The organism is Azospirillum brasilense, from assembly GCF_007827815.1.
GTDB lineage: Bacteria > Pseudomonadota > Alphaproteobacteria > Azospirillales > Azospirillaceae > Azospirillum > Azospirillum brasilense_C.
Genome location: NZ_VITH01000013.1, coordinates 137,480 through 156,221, shown reverse-complemented (window position 1 = coordinate 156,221; position 18,742 = coordinate 137,480). Strand labels below are relative to the sequence as shown.

Annotated in this window: 17 protein-coding genes; 9 read left to right on the top strand and 8 right to left on the bottom strand. The window is 72.3% G+C overall.

Annotation, left to right across the window (positions count from 1 at the left end):
* Window positions 1-11: 11 nt before the first annotated feature.
* Genes FBZ83_RS24160 through FBZ83_RS24140 form a run of 5 tightly spaced genes read left to right on the top strand, consistent with a single transcriptional unit; the run spans window position 12 to window position 5,311 of the window.
* On the top strand, window positions 12-1,937 hold the full coding sequence (locus tag FBZ83_RS24160; RefSeq protein ID WP_145689256.1) for a TonB-dependent receptor plug domain-containing protein: 1,926 nt from the start codon (window positions 12-14) through the stop codon (window positions 1,935-1,937).
* Entirely contained in the window at window positions 1,934-2,782 is an 849-nt protein-coding gene (locus FBZ83_RS24155) for an ABC transporter substrate-binding protein (RefSeq protein WP_145689255.1), read from the top strand. The genes FBZ83_RS24160 and FBZ83_RS24155 overlap by 4 nt, the downstream gene beginning before the upstream one ends.
* On the top strand, window positions 2,779-3,798 hold the full coding sequence (locus FBZ83_RS24150; RefSeq protein ID WP_145689254.1) for a FecCD family ABC transporter permease: 1,020 nt from the start codon (window positions 2,779-2,781) through the stop codon (window positions 3,796-3,798). Before FBZ83_RS24155 ends, FBZ83_RS24150 begins: the two co-directional genes overlap by 4 nt.
* Complete coding sequence (locus FBZ83_RS24145) at window positions 3,798-4,598, top strand: ABC transporter ATP-binding protein (protein ID WP_145689253.1); 801 nt, start codon at window positions 3,798-3,800, stop codon at window positions 4,596-4,598. The genes FBZ83_RS24150 and FBZ83_RS24145 overlap by 1 nt, the downstream gene beginning before the upstream one ends.
* Window positions 4,598-5,311: a DUF6925 family protein gene (locus tag FBZ83_RS24140; protein ID WP_145689252.1), complete on the top strand. Its 714-nt coding sequence runs from the start codon at window positions 4,598-4,600 to the stop codon at window positions 5,309-5,311. Before FBZ83_RS24145 ends, FBZ83_RS24140 begins: the two co-directional genes overlap by 1 nt.
* 11 nt (window positions 5,312-5,322) lie before the next feature.
* Here FBZ83_RS24140 and FBZ83_RS24135 read toward each other — a convergent pair whose 3' ends face one another.
* The 5 genes from FBZ83_RS24135 to FBZ83_RS24115 all read right to left on the bottom strand — a co-directional run bounded on the left by FBZ83_RS24135 (window position 5,323) and on the right by FBZ83_RS24115 (window position 12,228).
* Window positions 5,323-6,522 carry a sensor histidine kinase gene (locus FBZ83_RS24135; protein WP_186466177.1) on the bottom strand — a complete coding sequence of 400 codons (1,200 nt, stop codon included), beginning with the start codon at window positions 6,520-6,522 and terminating at the stop codon, window positions 5,323-5,325.
* Window positions 6,519-9,560, bottom strand: coding sequence for a hybrid sensor histidine kinase/response regulator (locus tag FBZ83_RS24130; RefSeq protein WP_247888452.1), 3,042 nt, complete (start codon window positions 9,558-9,560; stop codon window positions 6,519-6,521). Before FBZ83_RS24130 ends, FBZ83_RS24135 begins: the two co-directional genes overlap by 4 nt.
* Window positions 9,560-11,071, bottom strand: a complete 1,512-nt coding sequence (locus FBZ83_RS24125) for a bifunctional metallophosphatase/5'-nucleotidase (RefSeq protein WP_145689250.1) — start codon at window positions 11,069-11,071, stop codon at window positions 9,560-9,562. The genes FBZ83_RS24130 and FBZ83_RS24125 overlap by 1 nt, the downstream gene beginning before the upstream one ends.
* Before the next feature lie 146 nt (window positions 11,072-11,217).
* Window positions 11,218-11,544 (bottom strand): DUF2218 domain-containing protein, encoded by a 327-nt coding sequence (locus tag FBZ83_RS24120; RefSeq protein ID WP_145689249.1) that lies wholly within the window; start codon window positions 11,542-11,544, stop codon window positions 11,218-11,220.
* Window positions 11,545-11,598: 54 nt separating this feature from the next.
* Window positions 11,599-12,228 carry a PadR family transcriptional regulator gene (locus tag FBZ83_RS24115; RefSeq protein WP_247888451.1) on the bottom strand — a complete coding sequence of 210 codons (630 nt, stop codon included), beginning with the start codon at window positions 12,226-12,228 and terminating at the stop codon, window positions 11,599-11,601.
* A gap of 241 nt (window positions 12,229-12,469) precedes the next feature.
* Between FBZ83_RS24115 and FBZ83_RS24110 the strand changes: the two genes are divergently transcribed.
* The 4 genes from FBZ83_RS24110 to FBZ83_RS24095 are packed head-to-tail and all read left to right on the top strand — an operon-like array spanning window position 12,470 to window position 16,114.
* Window positions 12,470-13,399 (top strand): siderophore ABC transporter substrate-binding protein, encoded by a 930-nt coding sequence (locus tag FBZ83_RS24110; RefSeq protein ID WP_145689248.1) that lies wholly within the window; start codon window positions 12,470-12,472, stop codon window positions 13,397-13,399.
* Between the two features lie 3 nt (window positions 13,400-13,402).
* Window positions 13,403-14,386, top strand: a complete 984-nt coding sequence (locus FBZ83_RS24105; protein ID WP_247888450.1) for an ABC transporter permease — start codon at window positions 13,403-13,405, stop codon at window positions 14,384-14,386.
* A complete protein-coding gene (locus FBZ83_RS24100) occupies window positions 14,376-15,359 on the top strand; it encodes an iron chelate uptake ABC transporter family permease subunit (protein ID WP_145689247.1) in 984 nt (327 codons plus the stop codon). Before FBZ83_RS24105 ends, FBZ83_RS24100 begins: the two co-directional genes overlap by 11 nt.
* A complete protein-coding gene (locus FBZ83_RS24095; protein WP_145689246.1) occupies window positions 15,356-16,114 on the top strand; it encodes an iron ABC transporter ATP-binding protein in 759 nt (252 codons plus the stop codon). The genes FBZ83_RS24100 and FBZ83_RS24095 overlap by 4 nt, the downstream gene beginning before the upstream one ends.
* Window positions 16,115-16,120: 6 nt before the next feature.
* On the opposite strand, the gene FBZ83_RS24090 is transcribed toward FBZ83_RS24095, so the two are convergent.
* From FBZ83_RS24090 to FBZ83_RS24080, 3 genes are all read right to left on the bottom strand, one after another.
* Window positions 16,121-17,209 (bottom strand): alpha-hydroxy acid oxidase, encoded by a 1,089-nt coding sequence (locus FBZ83_RS24090; protein ID WP_145689245.1) that lies wholly within the window; start codon window positions 17,207-17,209, stop codon window positions 16,121-16,123.
* A gap of 121 nt (window positions 17,210-17,330) precedes the next feature.
* Window positions 17,331-18,050, bottom strand: a complete 720-nt coding sequence (locus tag FBZ83_RS24085; RefSeq protein WP_145689244.1) for a tetratricopeptide repeat protein — start codon at window positions 18,048-18,050, stop codon at window positions 17,331-17,333.
* Window positions 18,050-18,736: a Fe2+-dependent dioxygenase gene (locus FBZ83_RS24080; RefSeq protein WP_145689243.1), complete on the bottom strand. Its 687-nt coding sequence runs from the start codon at window positions 18,734-18,736 to the stop codon at window positions 18,050-18,052. Before FBZ83_RS24080 ends, FBZ83_RS24085 begins: the two co-directional genes overlap by 1 nt.
* Between the last annotated feature and the right edge of the window lie 6 nt (window positions 18,737-18,742).

Below are 18,742 nucleotides of genomic sequence, written 5' to 3'. Positions count from 1 at the left end.
CCGAGGTCTCAATGAGTGTCCGCGTTCCCCGCCTTCACCGGACGGCGTCCTTCGCCGCCCTTCTGGGAAGCCTTGCCCTTCCCGTGTCGGCCCTCCCCACGTCGGCCTTCGCCGACACCACCATCACGACGCTTCCGCCGGTCTCGGTGACCGCCAACCGCGTCCCCACCGCCGCCGAGGAAACCGGCAGCGCCCTGACCGTCATCACCCGCGAGGAGCTGGAGCAGCGCCAGACCCAGCTGCTGTCCGACGCGCTGCGCGCGGTGCCCGGCGTGGCCGTCAACCGCACCGGTCCGATGGGCACCCTGACCCAACTCCGCATCCGCGGGTCGGAAGGCAACCAGACGCTCGTCCTGATCGACGGGATCGAGGTGAACGATCCCGCCGCCGGTTCTGAATACGATTTCGCCAACCTGCTGGCCGGCGACGTGGAGCGCGTCGAGGTGCTGCGCGGCCCGCAGAGCGCGCTTTACGGCTCCGACGCGGTCGGCGGCGTCGTCAACATCGTGACCCGCCGCAGCTCCGGCGCCCCCCGGTTCCGCGCCGCCGTCGAGGGCGGGTCCTTCGGCACCGCCGCCGGTCGGGCCTCCTTCGGCACGGGGAACGACCGCTACGACCTGTTCCTCAGCGGCCAGGGCGTCACCAGCGACGGCGTGTCGGTCGCCGACAAGCGGCTCGGCAACCCGGAGAAGGACGGCTACCGCAACGGCACGCTGACCGGAAACGCCGCCGTCCGCCCGACCGAGCGCAGCGAGATCGCGGTCACCGGGCGCTACACCCGCTTCCGCACCGACACCGACGGCTTCGTCGGCGGGCGCGGCGCCGTCGATGACGGGACCAGCACCGCCGGAGAGCAGTATTTCGGGCGCCTCCAGGGCAAGATCGCCCTTCTCGACGGCAAGTGGGAGCACATCGTCGGCCTGACCCATGGCCGCCAGCAACGCGACTACCGCGACGCCGCCAAGACGGTGACCAGCCGCTACGACGGGCGCAAGACCAAGGCCGACTACCAGACCAACCTGGCTCTGAGCAGCGGCCCCGCCGACCATGTGCTGACCGCCGCCGTGGAGCGTGAGGAGGACAAGGCGATCAGCCGCAGCGCCTTCTCCAGCTTCGACCGCTCCATCGGCTCCACCGGGCTGGTGGGCCAGTACAAGCTGGGGCTGTTCGACCGGCTGACCCTGACCGGCAGCGTCCGCCACGATGGGAACGACCTGTTCCGCGACGCCACCACTTGGCGCACCACGGCGGCCTACCGGATCGAGGAGAGCGGGACCAAGCTGCGCGCCTCCTACGGCACCGGCGTCAAGAATCCCACCCTGTTCGAGCTGTACGGCTACACCGCCACCTACGCCGGCAACCCAACCCTGAAGCCGGAACGGGCGCGCGGCTGGGACGCCGGCTTCGATCAGGCGCTGTGGGGCACGCGGGCGTCGGTGGACGGCACATGGTTCGACCAGCGCATCCGCGACCTCATCACCGGCACCGGGCGGACCTCCGTCAACATGCCGGGCGAGTCCCACATCCGCGGCTTCGAGCTTGGCCTGTCGGTGGAGCCCATCGACCGGCTGACCGTCCGCGGCTCCTACACCTGGACCGACGGCGAGGATTCCACGGGGGCGGAGCTGGTGCGCCGGCCCGAGCAGCTCGCCAGCCTGACCGTCAATCACCGCTTCCTGGAGGACCGGGCGAACGCCAACCTCGGCGTGGTCTACAATGGGCGGTCCAGCGACTGGGCCTACGATCCCTTCTACAACCGGCAGGTCGTGAACCTCGCCCCCTACACGCTGGTCAACATGGCCGGCTCCTATGCGCTGTCCGAGGGGGTCGAACTCTTCGGGCGCGTGGAGAACCTGTTCGACCGCCGGTATCAGGAGGTCTGGACCTACGGCGCATCCGGCAGGGCCGGGTATCTCGGGCTGCGGCTGTCGCTGTGAGGCCCACCCGTCTCGGGCTGGCCGCCGCTCTCCTGCTGATCGCGGGAGGGCCGGCGGCGGCCTGGGAGGCGCCGCGCGCAAAACCACAGCGCATCGTCTCCCTGAATCTCTGCGCCGACGAGCTGCTGTTGCGGCTGGTCGGGCCGGAGCGCCTCGCCGCGGTGACGTGGCTGGCGCGCGATCCCCGCGCCTCCACCGTCGCGGCGCTGGCAGCGCGGGTGCCGGTCAACCACGGGACGGCGGAGGAGATCCTGCCGCTCAACCCCGACCTGATCGTCGCCGGGCGCTACACCACGCGGGTCGCGGTCGGGCTGCTGACGCGGCTGGAGGCACCTCTGCTGGAGCTGGACGTCCCGCAGAGCGTGGCGGGGGTGGCGGAGCAGATCCGCGGCCTCGCCCGCGCCGTCGGCGAGCCGGACCGCGGGGAGGCCCTGGTCGCCGACCTGCTCTCCCGCCTCGACGCCCTGCCCCCCGCGGCGCCGGGACCGCGCCCGACCGCGGTGGTGCTGCGCCCCAACGGCTTCGTCGCCGGGTCCGGGTCGCTGGTCGATGAACTCCTGACCCGCGCTGGACTGGAGAACATGGCCGACCGCCTGCCGCTGGGCAGCCAGGGCGCCCTGCCGCTGGAGGCCATCATCCTGGGTGGCGCGGACGTGTTGATCGTCGACGCCGCACCCGACGCGCCGCCGTCGCTGGCCGGCGCCCTGCTGCTACATCCGGCCCTGAGAGCCATGAAGCGTCAGGTCCGCACCCTGTCGCTGCCCTCCCGCCTGTGGACCTGCCCCGGCCCGCAGATCGCCGAGGCCGCGGAACGGCTGGCTGCCGCGCGGGAGGCCCGGCCATGACGGCTGCCGCAACGTGGGAGTCCCGCATCCCCTACCCCGCCCTGGTCGCCGGGCTGACGGGTCTGGCGCTGGCGCTTTGCGCGGTGTCGGCGGCGGTCGGCTATGTGCCGTTCGACCTGGGCGCCGCCCTGTCCGACTGGCTCGCCGGGCGCCCCACCCTGGGTGCGCTGGTGCTGGCCGAGCTGCGCCTGCCGCGCGCCCTGCTCGGCCTGCTGGTCGGCTTCAGCCTGGGGCTGACCGGGGCGGCGATGCAGGGCTGGCTGCGCAACCCGCTGGCCGAACCGGGGCTGGTCGGCGTGTCGAGCGCCGCGGCGCTGGGCGCGGTGATCGTCTTCTACAGCGGCCTGTCCGCCGCGCTGTCGCTGGCCCTGCCGCTCGGCGGCATGGCCGGAGCGGTCACCGCCGCGGTGCTGCTGAACCTGATGGCGGCGCGGGGGGCCGGAACGACGGCGCTGGTCATCGGCGGCATCGCCATCAACAGCCTCGCCGGGTCGCTGACCGCGCTGGCCCTCAACCTCGCCCCCAACCCCTACGCGGCGCTGGAGATCGTGTTCTGGCTGATGGGGTCGCTGGCCGACCGCGGCACCGACCAGCTCTGGCTCGTCCTGCCGCCGATGCTGGCGGGCTGGGCGCTCTGCCTGTCCGGCGCCCGCGCGCTCGACGCGCTGACGCTGGGGGAGGACGCGGCGCACAGCCTGGGCTTCGACCTCACCGGGCTGCGCGTCCGGCTGATCGCCGGGGCGGCGCTGGCGGTGGGCAGCGCGGTGTCGGTCACCGGCGCCGTGGGATTCGTCGGGCTGGTGGCGCCGCACCTGATGCGCCCCCTGGCCGGGGCGCGGCCCGGACGGCTGCTCCTGCTGGCCGGTCTGGCCGGGGCGTGCCTGACGCTGGCCGCGGACATCGCGGTCCGGCTGATGCCGACGCGGCCCGAACTGAAGCTGGGCGTGGTCACCGCCCTGATCGGCGCGCCCTTCCTGATCGTCCTGATCGCCCGGCTGCGGCGGGAGGAGGCGTGATGCGCATCGAAACCCACGCCCTGTCCGCCACCGCTGGCGGGCGCGCCATCCTGACGGACGTCACGCTCACCATCGAGCCCGGCGCCTTCACCGGGCTGATCGGCCCCAACGGCGCCGGCAAGACCACTCTGCTGCGCCTCCTCGCCGGTCTCGCCGAGCCGGCGGCTGGCCGCGTCACCTTCGACGGACGGACCGCCGCGCAGACCGGACGCCGGGCGCTCGCCCGCGGCATCGCCTATCTGCCGCAGAGCGGCCCGGTGCATTGGCCGCTGCGTACCGAGGCGCTGGTGATGCTGGGCCGCCTGCCCCACCGCGGCCCTCTGGGCGGGATCACCGCGGCGGACCGCGCGGCGGTGGAGCGGGCGCTCGCCACCGCCGACGCCGCCCACCTGCGCGGGCGGATCGTCGGCACCCTGTCGGGGGGCGAGCGGATGCGCGTCCTGCTCGCCCGCGCCCTGGCGACCGAGGCGCCCGTGCTGCTGGCCGACGAGCCGGTCGCCGCCCTCGACCCCGGCCACCAGCTCGCCTGCATGGCGCTGCTGCGTGACGCCGCCCGCCGGGGGAGCGGCGTGGTGGCGGTTCTGCACGACCTGACCCTGGCCGCCCGCTTCTGCGACCGGCTGATCCTGCTGTCGGGCGGCGGCGCGCTGGCCGACGGGCCGCCCGGCCGGGTGCTGACCGACGACCATCTGCGCGCCGCCTACGGCATCGCCGTCCAGCGCGGCGAGGCCGGCGGCGAACCCTTCCTGCTTCCCTGGCACGCCCTGCCATCCCCGATGCCCAAACCGGAGACCCCTTGATGAGCGATCTGACGTCCCTGCTGCGCGACGCGCTGAACGACCCGGCCACCGGCTGGAGCCTCGGCGCGTTCGGTGCCATCGCGGAGTTCATCCGCGACCCCGACGAACCCGTCACCCTGCACGCGGATGGCCCGGAGCTGGAGGCGCGGACCGCCCGCGGCGGGCTGCGGCTGCGCCGCACGCCGGCCATCCGCCCAGTGCCCTACCGGACGCGCAGCGGCGGGCTCGCCGTGGCCCTCTGCCTGCCCCGCCACGTCGGCGCGATGAACCGGCGCCGCGTGGTGACCGAGCTGGGCCCCGACCACGCGGCCATCGCCGGGGCGGACCGCGGCGCCCTGTTGTTCGACCTCGGGCTCGACGTCTTCCAGACCGACGTCTGCGTGCGCAGCGCCGACCCCGCCACCATCGCCCGCCTGCGCGCGGTCGTCGGGACGGAGTTGTTGGCGCCGGGCAACCCCCTGCCGCCCGACCTGCCGGCGCTCAGCCCCGACCGCGTCTTCATCGGCCCCTTCGGCCGGATCGAGGTAAGCCAGCCGATCCCGCCGCCCGACGGCCGCAGCCCGGAGGGCCCGCACACCCACGTCCTGCCGAAGCTGCTGGCCCACGGCCGGACCCACGCGGCGACCGTCCCGATTCCGGACGGCTGGGTGCCCAGCCTGTACCTGTCGCCGTCCGCGGAGTCCTTCGCCGCGTGGGAGCGGCTGGGGCACTGAGGACCGTTCGCTTACAAATCCGGCGGGGTGCGGGCAGGCAGGTGCAGGGTCGCCAGGGTACCGCCGCCGGTGCGCGAGGCGATGGTGAAGGACCCGCCCAGCCGGTCCGACGCCAGATTGTCCACGATGTTCAGGCCGAGCCCGACCGAGCCGGTGCCGCGGCGGGTGGTGAAGAAGGGCTCCAGGATGCGCCCGGCGGTCCCCTCCGCGATGCCGGCGCCGTCGTCGGCGACGGACAGCAGGACCGTGTCCGGCCCCGACGCCGCGGCCCCGACCGTCACCAGCCCGTGCCGCCCACCCGGAAAGGCGTGCTCCAGCGCGTTGCGGACGAGCTGCTCCAGGACCGCGGACAGGATCGCCGGGTTGCTGACCATGCGCAGGTCGGCGGGGCAGTCCACAGCCATGCGGTGCCCCAGCGGCTCCCACTGCGGGCGCAGGCTCTCCGTCACCTGCTCCAGGAAAGGGCGCAGCGCGATGGTCTGGCGCAGCCCGCCATGGTCCGCCGCCACCCCCTTGAAGCAGCGCACGATCTCCCCGGCGCGGGCGATGGTGCCGGACAGCAGGGCGGCCAGTTCCCCGGCGCTCGCCAGGAAGCGCTCCAGCTCGGCGCGGCGGAGCTGGTTGGCGGCCAGCCGCTCCGTCATCGCGGCGACCCGGTCGCCGAGGTGGGACGCGCTGCCCAGCGCCACGCCGATGGGCGTGTTGATCTCGTGCGCCACGCCGGCGACCATCTGGCGAAGCGCCGCCATCTTCTCGCGCTGCGCCTGGGCCAGCTTGCGCGTGCGCTCGCGGACCAGCGCCTCCAGATGCTCGTTCTCGTCCTTCAGGCTGCGGTTGGCCCGGCGCAGCGACAGGTGGGTGGCGACGCGGGCGCGCACGATGGCCGGGCTGAAGGGCTTGGTCACGTAATCGACGGCCCCGGTCTCCAGCCCGAAGGCCTCCTCCTCCGGGCTGGACAGGGAGGTGATGAAGATCACCGGGACGTCGGCGGTGGCCGGGTCGGTCTTCAGCAGCCGGCACACCGCGTAGCCGTCCAGCCCCGGCATCATCACGTCGAGCAGCACCAGCTCCGGCGGATCGGCGGAGGCCAGTTCCAGCGCGCGGCGGCCGGAGGTCGCGAAGCGCACCTCGTGCCGGTCCTCCAGAACGCTGGCCAGCGCCCGGATGTTGGCCGTGTCGTCGTCGACGATCAGTATGTGACCACCGCTCACGGTGTCGTCTCCCGGTCCCGTTCCCTGGTCCACGCGGCGGCGAGCCGCTCCAGCGCCGCGCGGGCGGCGGCGAACTCCAACGCCTCCACCGCCCGCCCGACTTCGTCCATCGCCTCGTCATGGCCGCGCCCGGCCAGCAGGCCGCGCACAGCGGCGAAGCGCGCCGCCGCCGACAGGCTGCCGCTGCGCAGCGCCTCCTCCAGCGCGCGCAACGCGTCCTCCAACCCGTCCGGACGTCCCGGCGGGCCCACCGGGACGTCCGGAGACGGCTCCAAACCCACCTCCACCGCGCGCAGCGCTTCCGCCGAGGCCAGCGCGGGGCCGAGCGCGGCGGACAGCGCGGCCACGAGCCCCGGCATCGCCTCCCACCGCTCCTCGCGCGCCGCCAGTTCCAGCGCCGCGGCGGCCTCGCTGGCGGCCATCGCGCCGACCGTTCCGGCGCTGCCGCGCAGCCCGTGGGCGAAGCGCTCCAGCGCCGGTCCGTCACCCGCCCGGCGCAGATGCTCCAACCGGACCGGCGCGTCGCCGTAGCGGTCGAGAAAGTCGAGGATCGCCCGGCGCAGCGTGCGCGCCCGCCCGTTCATCCGCGCCAGCGCCGGGGCGAGGTCGAACCCCGCCAGCGCGTCGGGAAGCCCGGCCCCCGCATCGGTCTCCACCGCCGGGGCGAGCGGCAGGGTCCGCGGCCGCCCGAACGGCTTCAGCCAGCGGTTCAGCACGGCGACGAGGCGGTGAGGTTCCACCGGCTTGGCGATGTGATCGTCCATGCCCGCCTCCAGGCAGCGCCGCCGCTCTTCCTCCAGGGCGTGGGCGGTCATGGCGATGATCGGCAGTCGGTCGGGACCCACATGGCGGCGGATCGCCCGCGCCACCGCGAAGCCGTCCATGTCCGGCATCTGGACGTCGGTCAGCAGCGCGGCGTAGCCCGCCCCCGGTTCCAGCGCCAGCCGCACCGCCTCGCCGCCGCTGCCGACCGCGGTGACGGACAACCCGGCGTCCTCCAGCAACTCGCGCGCGACCATGCGGTTCACGGCGTTGTCGTCGGCGACCAGCACGCGCAGGCCGCGCAGCGGTTCCTCCACCAGCAGCCCGGCCAGCACGGGATCGGCGAGCGCGGGCAACACGTTTATGGAGCCGTCCTGCACGCCGACCGTGACCGCGAAGCGGAAGGTGCTGCCCAGGCCGGGCGTGCTGTCCACGGCGATGCCGCCGCCCATCATGACGGCCAGCCGTCGGCTGATCGCCAACCCCAGCCCGGTCCCGCCGTAGCGCCGGGTGGTCGAGCTGTCGGCCTGGGCGAAGGGCTGGAACAGACGGGCGACCTGCTCCGCCGTCATGCCGATGCCGGTGTCGCGCACGGCGAAGCGCAGCTCGGTCTCCGCATCCTCCGTCCCGCGCGGCGCGGCGCTCACGGCGAGGACCACGCTGCCGCTCTCGGTGAACTTCACCGCGTTGTTGACGAGGTTGAGGAGCACCTGCCCCAGCCGCAGCGGGTCGCCCAGCAGGGCGGTCGGCACGTCCGGAGCGACCTCCAGCCGCAGGGCCAGCCCCTTCTCCTCGGCGGACAGGGCGGCGGTGCCGGCCACCATGTCGAGCACGGCGGACAGGTCGAAGGGCACGCGCTCCAGCGTCAGCATGCCCGCCTCGATCTTCGAGACGTCGAGGATGTCGTTGATGATGCCGAGCAGCGCCGTGGCCGAGGCGCGGATGCGCGTCAGGTAGCCGCGCTGGCGCGGCGGCGGCCCGGCGCGCAGGGCGAGGTGGCTGAGGCCGAGGATGGCGTTCATCGGCGTGCGGATCTCGTGGCTCATGTTCGCCAGGAAATCGCCCTTGGCCCGCGACGCCTCCTCGGCGCGGTGGCGGGCCTCCTCCACCTGTTGCTGGCGGCGCGCGATCTCGTCGAGGAAGTGGCGGATCGAGCGGGAGATGGTGGCGATCTCGTCGGTGCCGCCGTCGGGCAGCGGCGTCTCCCGCCCCTCGACCCGGTCGAGCACCGCGTCGTTCAGCCGGACCAGGCGCAGGGTCAGGAAGCGGCGCAGGTACAGATACACGCCGAGCGCCACCAGGAAGCCCAGTGCGCCCAGTCCGACCAGGATGCGGTTCTGGGTCGCGGCCAGTTCGGACAGACCGTCCGCCTCGTCCGCCGCCGCCGCGTTGATCCGTTCGAACAGCGCGTGGGCGATCTTCACGACCTCCTCGACCATCACCAGCACCTGGTTGGTCAGCGCCTTGCTGCGGGCGATGGCCGCCTGCCGCTCCATCAGGCTGGGCAGCAGGCCGGTGGGGCCGAGCAGCGCCACCTCCAGCCGCCGGTGCAGGGCGGCGAAGCGCTCCGCCTGCTCCGGCGGCAGCCCGGCGTGGAGCGCCGGCAGGGCCGACAGCGCCGCCGCCGCGTCCTTCTGGGCGCGCGCGATCTCGCGCTGGAAGCGGCTGTTGCCGGCGTGGGTGCTCTCGTTCAGCACGCGGTTGACCGTGTTGGTCCAGGCGGTCAGCGGCCCCAGCCGGTCCGGCGGCAGGGTCGGCAGCACGGCGGCGACCAGCGCGCCGGCCTCCGCCGACAGGCGGCGGGTCTCGTCCAGCGCGTCGTCGCTGCGCGCCGCGGCGTCGATGCGCTCGGCGACCAGCCGGTCGAGGTCCGCCAGCGTCGGGACGAGCGTCCCCAGCACGCCGGCCAGCGTGGCGCCGCCCTCGATGTCGGACAGGGCCTGGGCCGACCGGGTGACCGCGGTCAGATTGGCGGTCAGTTCGGCCAGGGTGACCCGCCGCTCGGGGTGGCTCGTCGCCCCGCCCAGCCGGGTCGCCTGCGACAGAACCTGCTGCAGGCCGCCGTTCAGCACCGCCCCGGTGGTGATGCGCGGCAGCGCCCCGTTGGACAGGTCCGACAGGGCGTGGCGGAACTGCGCGAGGTCGTAGAGCGCCGCACCCGACACGCCCAGAAGCACCCCCACCATCACCAGCAGGCCCAGCCCGACGCGCCGCCCGACGCCACCCCGGAAGGGCGCGCGCGGGACCGGCGCGGTCGAGGCGGGCGGGCTCGTCATCAGCGCTCGGTGATGCGGCCGTCGATGCGGGGCGACACCGTCCCGCGGTCGGTCAGATGCTGGGCCATGATCTCCCACAGCAGCTTGCCGCCGCTCCCGGGGGCGGCGCCGGGCGACTTGAGCATGCCGTAGCCGTCGCCGCCCTGGGCCAGGTAGTTGGGCAGGGCGACCGAATAGCGGACGTCCGGGTCGAGCGGCTTGCCGCCCACCGTGACGGAGACGACGCGGCTGCCCGCGGGCTGCTTCAGGTCGTAGACCACCGCCATGTTGGACGGGTGGAGGAAGCTGCCCTTCTGGTTGTCCACCCCGGCGACGCTGACCTCCAGCGCCTCGCGCAAAGCCTTGCCGGGCAGCGTCACGGCGATGATGGTGTCACGGAAGGGCAGCTCGCGCTGGATGTCGCGGCGGGTCAGCACGGTCCCCGCCTCGTACTGGCGGTTGCCGCGGATGTTGCCGCCGTTGATGAAGGCGACGTCGGTGTTGAAATGGCCGCGCATGGCGTCGGCGATCAGCGAGGCGAAGGCGTTCTCGCCGGTGCGCACGGCGGCGCGGCGGGTGTCGAGCGGGGTCGCCGTCGTCCCGATGTTGATGTCCAGCAGCTCCGACAGCCGGGCCAGATAGACGCCGACCCGCTTTTCCATCGCCGCATCCGGCGTCAGCCCGGCGAGCGGCACGATGTCGGCGCCGGCCAGCGCGGGCGGCGCCTTGCCGTCGCCGTCCAGCCGCAGGACGAAGGCCGACCCCTTCACGTTGACATGAACGCCGAAGAGCTTGCCCTTATCGGCCTCCAGCACGTCCTTGCCGGTGGCGGAGAGCTGGAGCAGCGCGTCGATGGCGGGCTCGCCGCGCAGCGCCTCCACCGCCTCCGGGGCGTTGTCCAGAATGGCGACCACATAGTTCGCTCCCTGGGCGCGCAGGGCGCGGGCCTCCGCCGCGATCGTGGCGGGCGGGCGCACCTCGATGTCCGGCACGATGTACTGGACGGTCAGCTCCGGCGAGATCGCCGAGACCACGCCGATCTTCCCCACCGGCGTGTCGAGCAGCGCCGACGGCTCCAGCCCCTCCATCACCTTGCCGGTGTTGCGGTCGATGGTGGTGGCGCTGACGAAGGGGAAGCGCGCCTCGTAGCTGCGCAGGGTCAGCTCGTCCTTGCCGAAGCCGAGGTCGCGCTTGGTCACCGCCATCATGTCGGGCTGAAGCTCGTTCAGCAGGTCGATCATGTGGGCGCCGCGGTCGAAGGTGGACAGAACGCCCGCGGTCAGCGACGCGCCGCCGTGCAGGAACAGCGTGTTGCCCTCCGCCCGCTTGGTGCCCAGCAGCGTGGCGAGGTTGGCGAGCCCGCCCTCGCCCTCCACCGGCTCGATGTCGGCCATCGTCGAGGTGAAGACGATCGACAGCTCCGCCGCCGACGCGGCCGGCGCGACAGCGCCGAGCGCCGCGACGGCACCAGCGGCCAGGACGGCCCGCCAGCCGGAAAAACGCCCCGCCCCACCATTGCCGCGCTTCGGCATGGTTACCCCCTCCTGCCATCCCTGTTCCTTCAGGATGGTTCTTCCCGTATTCCGGCGGGGAAGTTCAAGGCATATCCACGCAGGCCGATGAACATTGCGGTGACAAAAAATCTCCTGTTGCAACAAGGGACAAAGGGACAACCGGATCAGGCCGCCCCGTCCTGCCAGGGGTAGGCCAGCGGAGCCTCGCGGAAGGCGAAGCGGTCGAGATGGCGCTCCAGGGCGCCCTTGAGGGCGGTCAGATGCTCGTCCGAGCTGGCGTCCAGCCGGCACTCCAGCGCGTCCGGCCGGGCCTGGAGCGTCAGGGTGGCGTCGCCCGGCCAATCGGCGCCGCGGGCGTTGTGCGGGAAGACGACGCTCCCCGCCTCCGGCGTGTACTCCACCGTCAGATTGTGCGCCCAGTGCTTGCAGAGCTGCTGGAGGTAGCGGCTGCCGTTCGGGGTCGCGACGCGGACGCTGCTGGCGTGTCTCATGGTGATCCTTCTGTCTGGTGCCGATGATTCAGGCCGGTGATTCAGGCTAGTGATTCAGGGAAGACGCTCGATGCGCTGGGCCGCCTCGTCGAGGATCGAGACGGCGGCGTGCACCGTATCCGCATCGACGCCCTCGCGCCCCAGCCGGTGCATCAGCACGGCCTTCAGGTTCTCCATGGCGCGGCGGATCGGGGCGCCATCGGTGTGGGCCCGCCGGGTCGCCAGGGCGGCGAGGCGGGCGAACAGCGCCTCGACGGTGGCCGCGTCCTGGGCGAGCTGGGCGGTGCCGTCCGGGGTCACGGCGAAGGGTTTGCGCGCGCCGTCGGCGTCCGCCTTGGCGATGTGCCCCATCTCCTCCAGCAGCGACAGCGTCGGGTAGATCACGCCGGGGCTCGGCACATAGCCGCCGCCGGTCAGTTCCTCGACGGCGCGGATCAGGTCGTAGCCGTGCCGCGGCTCGTCGGCGATCAGCTTCAGCAGGACCAGCCGCAGCTCCGGCGCCTCGAAGACGCCGCGCCGGCCGCCGCGGCCACCCCGCCGCTCGTGACGCTCATGGCCCCAGCCGCCCTCCGCGGCGTGACGCCCACCGCCATGACGGGGACCGCCGCCATGGGGGCCATCGCCGTGCGGGCCGGGATGATGGCGGCGCATCCGGCCGCACCAGGGATTCGGAAAAAACTTCATGACGGGTGCTCTCCTGTGTTTCGATATGTTAAAGATATATCGTGACATGTCGAAACACAAGTCCCCGACACGCTTGTTCCCTCTCCCGCCCCGGGGGCGGGAGAGCGGATATCCCCAGCCACGCCCGTCAAGCATACTGCGAATGCGAGCAATTCGCATTGACGATCCGCCGCGTTCGGGACCACAGTGCGCCCGCCCATCCGGCATAGGCCGTCCCGGCAAAGTTGAAGGAGAGTCAAGGATGAAGCTGACCCGACGCCACGCCCTCGCCATGACCGCCGCCATGGTCGGCCTGGCCGCCTTGGCGCCCGTCCCGGGTTACGCCCAGGACATGACGGTGCGGCACGCGCAGGGCGAGACCCGGCTTCCCGCCAAGCTCGACCCCGTCCTGGTCTTCGACATGACCTCGCTGGACACGCTGGACGCGCTGGGCGTGGCGATCGCCGGGGTGCCCACCGGGCTGAAGCCGAAGCATCTCGCCAAGTATGACGGGCCGTCCTACGCGAAGATCGGCACGCTGTTCGAGCCCGACTACGAGGCCGTGAACGCCGCCGAGCCCGGCCTGATCATCGCCGGGGGTCGCTCCGCCCCGAAATACGCCGAGCTGTCGCGCATCGCGCCGACGCTCGACATGACGACCGACCAGACCGACTTCCTGAACAGCGCCATCGCCAACGCCGAGACGCTGGGCCGCATCTTCGGCAAGACCGCCGAGGTCAAGCGGAGGCTGGACCGGCTGCGCGCCTCCATCGCCGAGTTGAAGACGGTGGCGGGCAACGCCGGCAAGGGTCTGCTGGTGCTGACCACCGGCGGCAAGATGAGCGCCTACGGGCCGGGGTCGCGCTTCGGCATCCTGCACTCGGAGTTCGGCGTCCAGCCGGCCGCCCCCGACCTGAAGGTCGCCAACCACGGGCAAGCCATCTCCTTCGAATTCATCCTGGAGACCAACCCGGACTGGCTGTTCGTGATCGACCGCGACGCGGCCATCGGGCAGGACGGCACCCCGGCCCGGCAGTTCCTCGACAACGACATCGTCCGCCGCACCACCGCCTGGCAGAAGAATCAGGTCGTCTATCTGAACGGCGGCAACTGGTACCTCGTCGGCGGCGGGCTGCAGGCGCTCCAGCAGGACGTGGACCACCTCCTGGCGGCGCTGTCCCGGAAGTCCTGAGCCGTGAAGCCCCTCCCGCTCCCCATCGCCACGCTGCCGCTGGCCGCCATGGGCATCGGCCTGCTGGCGGCCTGGAGCCTGTTCGTCGGCGTCAGCGACGTCAGCCTTGCGACGCTGTTCGACGGCGGGGCCACGGACCAGGCGACGCAGGTGCTGCTGGTCAGCCGCCTGCCCCGGACGCTGGCGCTGATCCTGGCCGGCGCCGCCATGGCGGTGTCGGGCCTGCTCCTCCAGATGCTGGTGCGCAACCGCTTCGTGGAGCCTTCCACCGCCGGCACCGCGGAATCGGCCATCTTCGGCATGATGATGGTCTCGCTGCTGGCGCCGGGGATGCCGGTGCTCGGGCGCATGGCCGTCGCCAGCCTGTGCGCGCTGGCCGGGACGGGGCTGTTCCTGGCGATCCTGCGGCAGGTGCCGCTGCGCTCGCCGCTGGTGGTGCCGCTGGTCGGCATCATGCTGGGCGGGGTCATCACGGCGATGACCGAGTTCATCGCCTACCGCCAGGACCTGATCCAGTCGGTGCGCGCGTGGGAGACGGGGGATTTCTCCGCCATCCTGCTCGGCCGCTACGAGCTGCTGTGGCTGAGCGCCGCCCTGACCGGCGTCGCCTATCTGGCGGCGGACCGCTTCACCGTCGCCGGGATGGGGCGGGACGTCGCCACCAACCTGGGCATCGACCATCGCAAGGTGATGGCGCTGGGGCTGGTCATCGTGTCGATGACCACCGCGGCGGTGATCGCGACCTGCGGCATGATCCCCTTCCTCGGGCTGATCGTTCCCAACGTCGTCAGCCTCGTCCGCGGCGACAACATGCGCGGGTCCCTGCCCTGGGTCGCGCTGATGGGGGCCGGGCTGGTGCTGGCCTGCGACATCGCCGGGCGGCTGGTGATCCACCCCTACGAGATCCCGATCGGGACGATGATGGGGGTGATCGGCAGCGCCCTGTTCCTCTATCTCCTGCTGCGGAGGAACGGCCATGCCGGCTGACCGCCGCATCCTCTCGCCGACGGTCGTGCTGGGCGGCCTGTCGGCGCTGACCCTGCTGTCGATCGCGCTGTTCATGACGCTGGGCGCGCGGGGCAAGTGGGACTTCATCCTGGCCTTCCGCGGCACCAAGGTCGCCGCGATGGTGCTGGTCGGCTACGCCGTCGCCGTATCGACCGTCCTGTTCCAGACGATCACCAACAACCGCATCCTCACCCCCTCGGTGATGGGCTTCGACCATCTCTTCCGGCTGATCCAGACGGTGCTGGTCTTCCAGTTCGGCAGCGGGCTGGTGGCGTCGCTCGACCCGCGGCTGCGCTTCGGGGTGGAGGTGGCGTCGATGGTCGTCTTCTCCGGCCTGCTCTACTGGTGGCTGTTCAACGGGGCGGGCCGCGGCGACAACCGGCGCAGCCTGCATCTGCTGCTCCTCGTCGGCATCGTCTTCGGCGTGCTGTTCCGCAGCGTCACCGGCTTCCTCCAGCGCGTCATCGATCCCAACGAATTCCTGACCGTGCAGGACCGGCTGTTCGCCAACTTCAACCGCGTGGACGTGCAGCTGCTGGCCGTGTCGGCGCTGGTCGTTCTGGCGGTGTCGCTGGCCGGCTGGCGGTGGATGCGCACCTTCGACGTGCTGGCGCTGGGGCGCGACGCGGCGATCAACCTCGGCGTGGAGCATCGGCGCGCGGTGATGGGGGTTCTGGTGATGGTGTCCATCCTGGTGTCGGTGTCCACCGCGCTGGTCGGGCCGGTCACCTTCTTCGGGCTGCTGGTCGCCAACCTCGCCTATCTGGTGGTCCGCTCGCACCGGCACGCGCTGATCCTGCCGGCGGCGGTGCTGCTCGCCGTGCTGACGCTGGTCGCCGGCCAGCTCGTGCTGGAACGGGTGTTCGGCTACAACGCCGCGCTCAGCATCGTCATCGAGTTCGTGGGCGGTCTCGCCTTCCTGTTCATCCTGGTGCGGGGGTCGGCCCGATGATCGACGTCAAGACCGTCACGAAGCGCTACAACGGCACCGTCGTCGTGGACGGTGTGTCCCTGTCCCTGCCGGCGGGCGGGGTGATCTCGCTGATCGGGGCGAACGGGGCTGGCAAGTCGACGCTGCTGTCGATCATCAGCCGCCTGCTGCCGATGTCCTCGGGCACGGTGGAAATCGACGGGCTGGACGTGACCACCACGCCGGGCGAGGTGCTGGCCCGCCGCCTGTCCATCCTGCGCCAGGACAACCAGATCATGTCCCGCCTGACGGTGGAGGACCTCGTCGCCTTCGGCCGCTACCCGCACAGCAAGGGCCGCCTGACCGACGAGGACCGCGGGCACATCCGCAACGCGTTGCGCTATCTGGACCTGGAGCCGCTGGCCGGCCGCTTCCTGGACGAGCTGTCGGGCGGCCAGCGCCAGCGCGCCTTCATCGCCATGGTGCTGTGCCAGGACACCGAATACATCCTGCTCGACGAGCCGCTGAACAACCTCGACGTCAAGCACGCCGTGGCGATGATGAAGCTGTTCCGCCGCACCGCCGACGAGTTCGGCAAGACCATCGTGCTGGTGCTGCACGACATCAACTTCGCCTCCTGCTACTCCGACCGCATCGTCGCGATGCGCGACGGCCGGGTGGTGCACCAGGGGCCGCCGGAGGTCATCATCACGCCCGAGGTCATCCACGACGTCTACGGCGTCGAGGCGCAGGTGATGGAGAACGCCGGCCAGCGCATCGCGCTGTATTATCAATAGAGCCTTTTAGAGGCGCGGCGGGTCGAAGATCACCGAACGGTCGATGTCGGCCAGCCGCGCCCGCCCGCTCAGCGCCATGGCGACATCCAGCTCGGTCTGCAGGATGGTCAGCATGTGGGCCACCCCCGCCATGCCGCCGACCGCCAGGGCGTGCAGCACCGGCTGGCCCACCAGCACCGCGTCGGCGCCCAGCGCCAGCGCCTTCAGGATGTCGGTGCCGCGCCGGATGCCGCCGTCCGCCAGGATCGGCAGGCGGCCCGCGGCGCGGGCGGCGACCAGCGGCAGCACCTCCGCCACCGCGGGCAGCGTGTCCAGCGTCCGCCCGCCATGGTTCGACACGATGATTCCCGCCGCTCCGGCCTCGACGGCGGGGTCGACGTCGTCGGGGTTCATGATTCCCTTCAGCAGCACCGGCAGGCGCGTCTCGGCGCACAGCCAGCGCACCGTGTCCCAGGTGGCCGCGGCGTGCAGCATGCCCTGGAAGACCGGGCTGCCGGGGCGCGACGGGGTGAAGCTGTCCGGCGCCAGACCGGCCAGATTGACCGGGGCGATGCCGTCCGGCAGGCGGAAGCCGGCGCGCTGTTCGATGTTGCGCAGGCCGCTGACCGGCGCGTCCACCGTCAGCACCAGCGCGCGGTAGCCCGCGGCCTCCGCCCGCCGCACCAGGGCCAGCGTGTCCTCCGGCCGGGGCTGGGTGTAGAGCTGGAACCACAACGGCCCACCGGCCGCCGCCGCAACCTCCTCCAGCGTCACGCTGGCCTGGGTGCTGACGGTCATCCAGGTGCCGGTGAGGCCCGCCGCCTGCGCGGTCGCCCGCTCCCCGTCGCGATGGACCAGCCGGTGGAAGGCCATCGGCGCGATCAGGATGGGATAGGGCATGGCCTGCCCGAACAGCATAGTGGCGGCGCTGGCCTGCGACAGGTCGCGCAGCGCCCGCGGCATCAGGCGCATCCGGTCATAGGCGTCACGGTTGGCCTGCCGGGTGATGCCGTCCGCCCCGGTTCCCGCGATGTAGGCGCGCGTCGCCGCATCGACGCGGGCGGTGAAATGGCGCTCGTAGTCGTAGAGCGAGACGGTGTCGGCGGGAACGCTCATCGCGGATGTCCTTCAAACGCATGTGCCGCCAAACCCCTCTCCCGTCTCGGGAGAGGGTGCCCGCAAAGCGGGCGGGTGAGGGTAAAGCCGAGAATCAAAGAGCCAATCCTTGGCTGTACCCTCACCCTTCCCGCGCTTTGCGCGGGCCCCTTCCCTCTCCCGGGACGGGAGAGGGACAGCTGCCCTCCGCCAACTCACCAGCCCGTCGCGCCAACGCGCGCAGGCGCGGGTCGGGCTGGTCGGCCAGGGCGGCGGCCATGCCGCGGTAAAAGTTGGGGAAGCCGGTTTCCAGCGCCCGCGCGAACCACGCCAGCGCCTCCTCCGTCCGCCCATCCTGGAGCAGCAGCCGGGCGTGGTTGAAGCGGCCCCAGCAGTCCCCGCCCTCCGCGGCGGCCTGGAAGAGCTGGCGGGCGCCCGCCCCGTCCTCGGCCACCGCCCGCCCGGACTCATGGAACAGGCCCAGCATGTTCAGCGCCTTCACGTTGCCCCGGCGGGCCGCGGCGGCGTAGAGCCGGTAGGCTTCGGCGTCGTCCGCCGGAACGCCCAGGCCGCGGCAATGCAGATCGGCCAGATTGAACAGCGCCCAGGCATCGCCCAGATCGGCGGCCCGGCGGTAATGAGCGGCGGCCAGGACGGGATCGGCGGGCACGCCCCAGCCGTGCTCGTGGCAGCGCCCCAGCATGTTGACGGCGCGGGCGTCGCCGCTGCGGGCGGCGATGCGGAACCACTCCACCGCCCGCGCCCGGTCGGCCCCGCCGCGATCGAGGCACTGCTGCCCCAGGGCGAGTTGCACGTCGATGATGCCCGGCCCTTCCGTGGAACAGGCAGCGATCCCGGCCATCACACCTCCGCCCAGCGCCGCAGCAGGTTGTGGTAGTGGTTCACCAGGGCCAGCACGGACGGGTGCTGGTCGCCCAGCTCCCGGCGCAGGTCGATGATCGCGACGTCGAGGTCGTAGAGCATCGCCCGCAGCCCGTCGTCCTTGACCAGCGACTGCGTGAAGAGGAAGGAGGCCCAGCGCGAACCGCGAGTCACCGGGGTCACCCGGTGCAGGCTGCTGGACGGGTAGACCACCGCGTGCCCCGCCGGCAGCTTCACGCCCTTGGTGCCGTAGGTGTCCTCGACGACCAGATCGCCGCCGTCATACTCGCCGGGATCGCTGAGGAAGATCGTGGTGGAGACGTCGGCCCGCATCCGCATGCCGCCGGTGCCCGGAATGGCCCGGATGGCGTTGTCCACATGGTTGCCGTAGGTCATGTCCAGGTCGTAGCGGTTGAACATGGGCGGCAGGACGCGCAGCGGCAGGGCCGCGGAGTTGAAGGCCGGGTTGCGGCCCAGCGCCTTCAGGATGACCACGCCCAGCTCGCGGGCGGTGTCGCTCTCCTCCGGGATCTGCAGGTTGTTCTTGGCCAGCACCGCCTGGGAGCCCGCGGTGACGCGGCCGTCGACCCACGGCGACGCCTCCAGCACGGCGCGGCAGTGGGCGACCTCGTCGGCGGTCAGAACGTCGGGGATTTGCAGAAGCACGGAGAG

Coding starts and splice junctions, on each gene's coding strand:
- FBZ83_RS24120 (WP_145689249.1), bottom strand. CDS start 11,544: ATGAGACACGCCAGCAGCGTCCGCGTCGCGACCCCGAACGGCAGCCGC.
- FBZ83_RS24140 (WP_145689252.1), top strand. CDS start 4,598: ATGAGCGATCTGACGTCCCTGCTGCGCGACGCGCTGAACGACCCGGCC.
- FBZ83_RS24125 (WP_145689250.1), bottom strand. CDS start 11,071: ATGCCGAAGCGCGGCAATGGTGGGGCGGGGCGTTTTTCCGGCTGGCGG.
- FBZ83_RS24110 (WP_145689248.1), top strand. CDS start 12,470: ATGAAGCTGACCCGACGCCACGCCCTCGCCATGACCGCCGCCATGGTC.
- FBZ83_RS24160 (WP_145689256.1), top strand. CDS start 12: ATGAGTGTCCGCGTTCCCCGCCTTCACCGGACGGCGTCCTTCGCCGCC.
- FBZ83_RS24150 (WP_145689254.1), top strand. CDS start 2,779: ATGACGGCTGCCGCAACGTGGGAGTCCCGCATCCCCTACCCCGCCCTG.
- FBZ83_RS24085 (WP_145689244.1), bottom strand. CDS start 18,050: ATGGCCGGGATCGCTGCCTGTTCCACGGAAGGGCCGGGCATCATCGAC.
- FBZ83_RS24145 (WP_145689253.1), top strand. CDS start 3,798: ATGCGCATCGAAACCCACGCCCTGTCCGCCACCGCTGGCGGGCGCGCC.
- FBZ83_RS24095 (WP_145689246.1), top strand. CDS start 15,356: ATGATCGACGTCAAGACCGTCACGAAGCGCTACAACGGCACCGTCGTC.
- FBZ83_RS24130 (WP_247888452.1), bottom strand. CDS start 9,560: ATGACGAGCCCGCCCGCCTCGACCGCGCCGGTCCCGCGCGCGCCCTTC.
- FBZ83_RS24115 (WP_247888451.1), bottom strand. CDS start 12,228: ATGAAGTTTTTTCCGAATCCCTGGTGCGGCCGGATGCGCCGCCATCAT.
- FBZ83_RS24090 (WP_145689245.1), bottom strand. CDS start 17,209: ATGAGCGTTCCCGCCGACACCGTCTCGCTCTACGACTACGAGCGCCAT.
- FBZ83_RS24100 (WP_145689247.1), top strand. CDS start 14,376: ATGCCGGCTGACCGCCGCATCCTCTCGCCGACGGTCGTGCTGGGCGGC.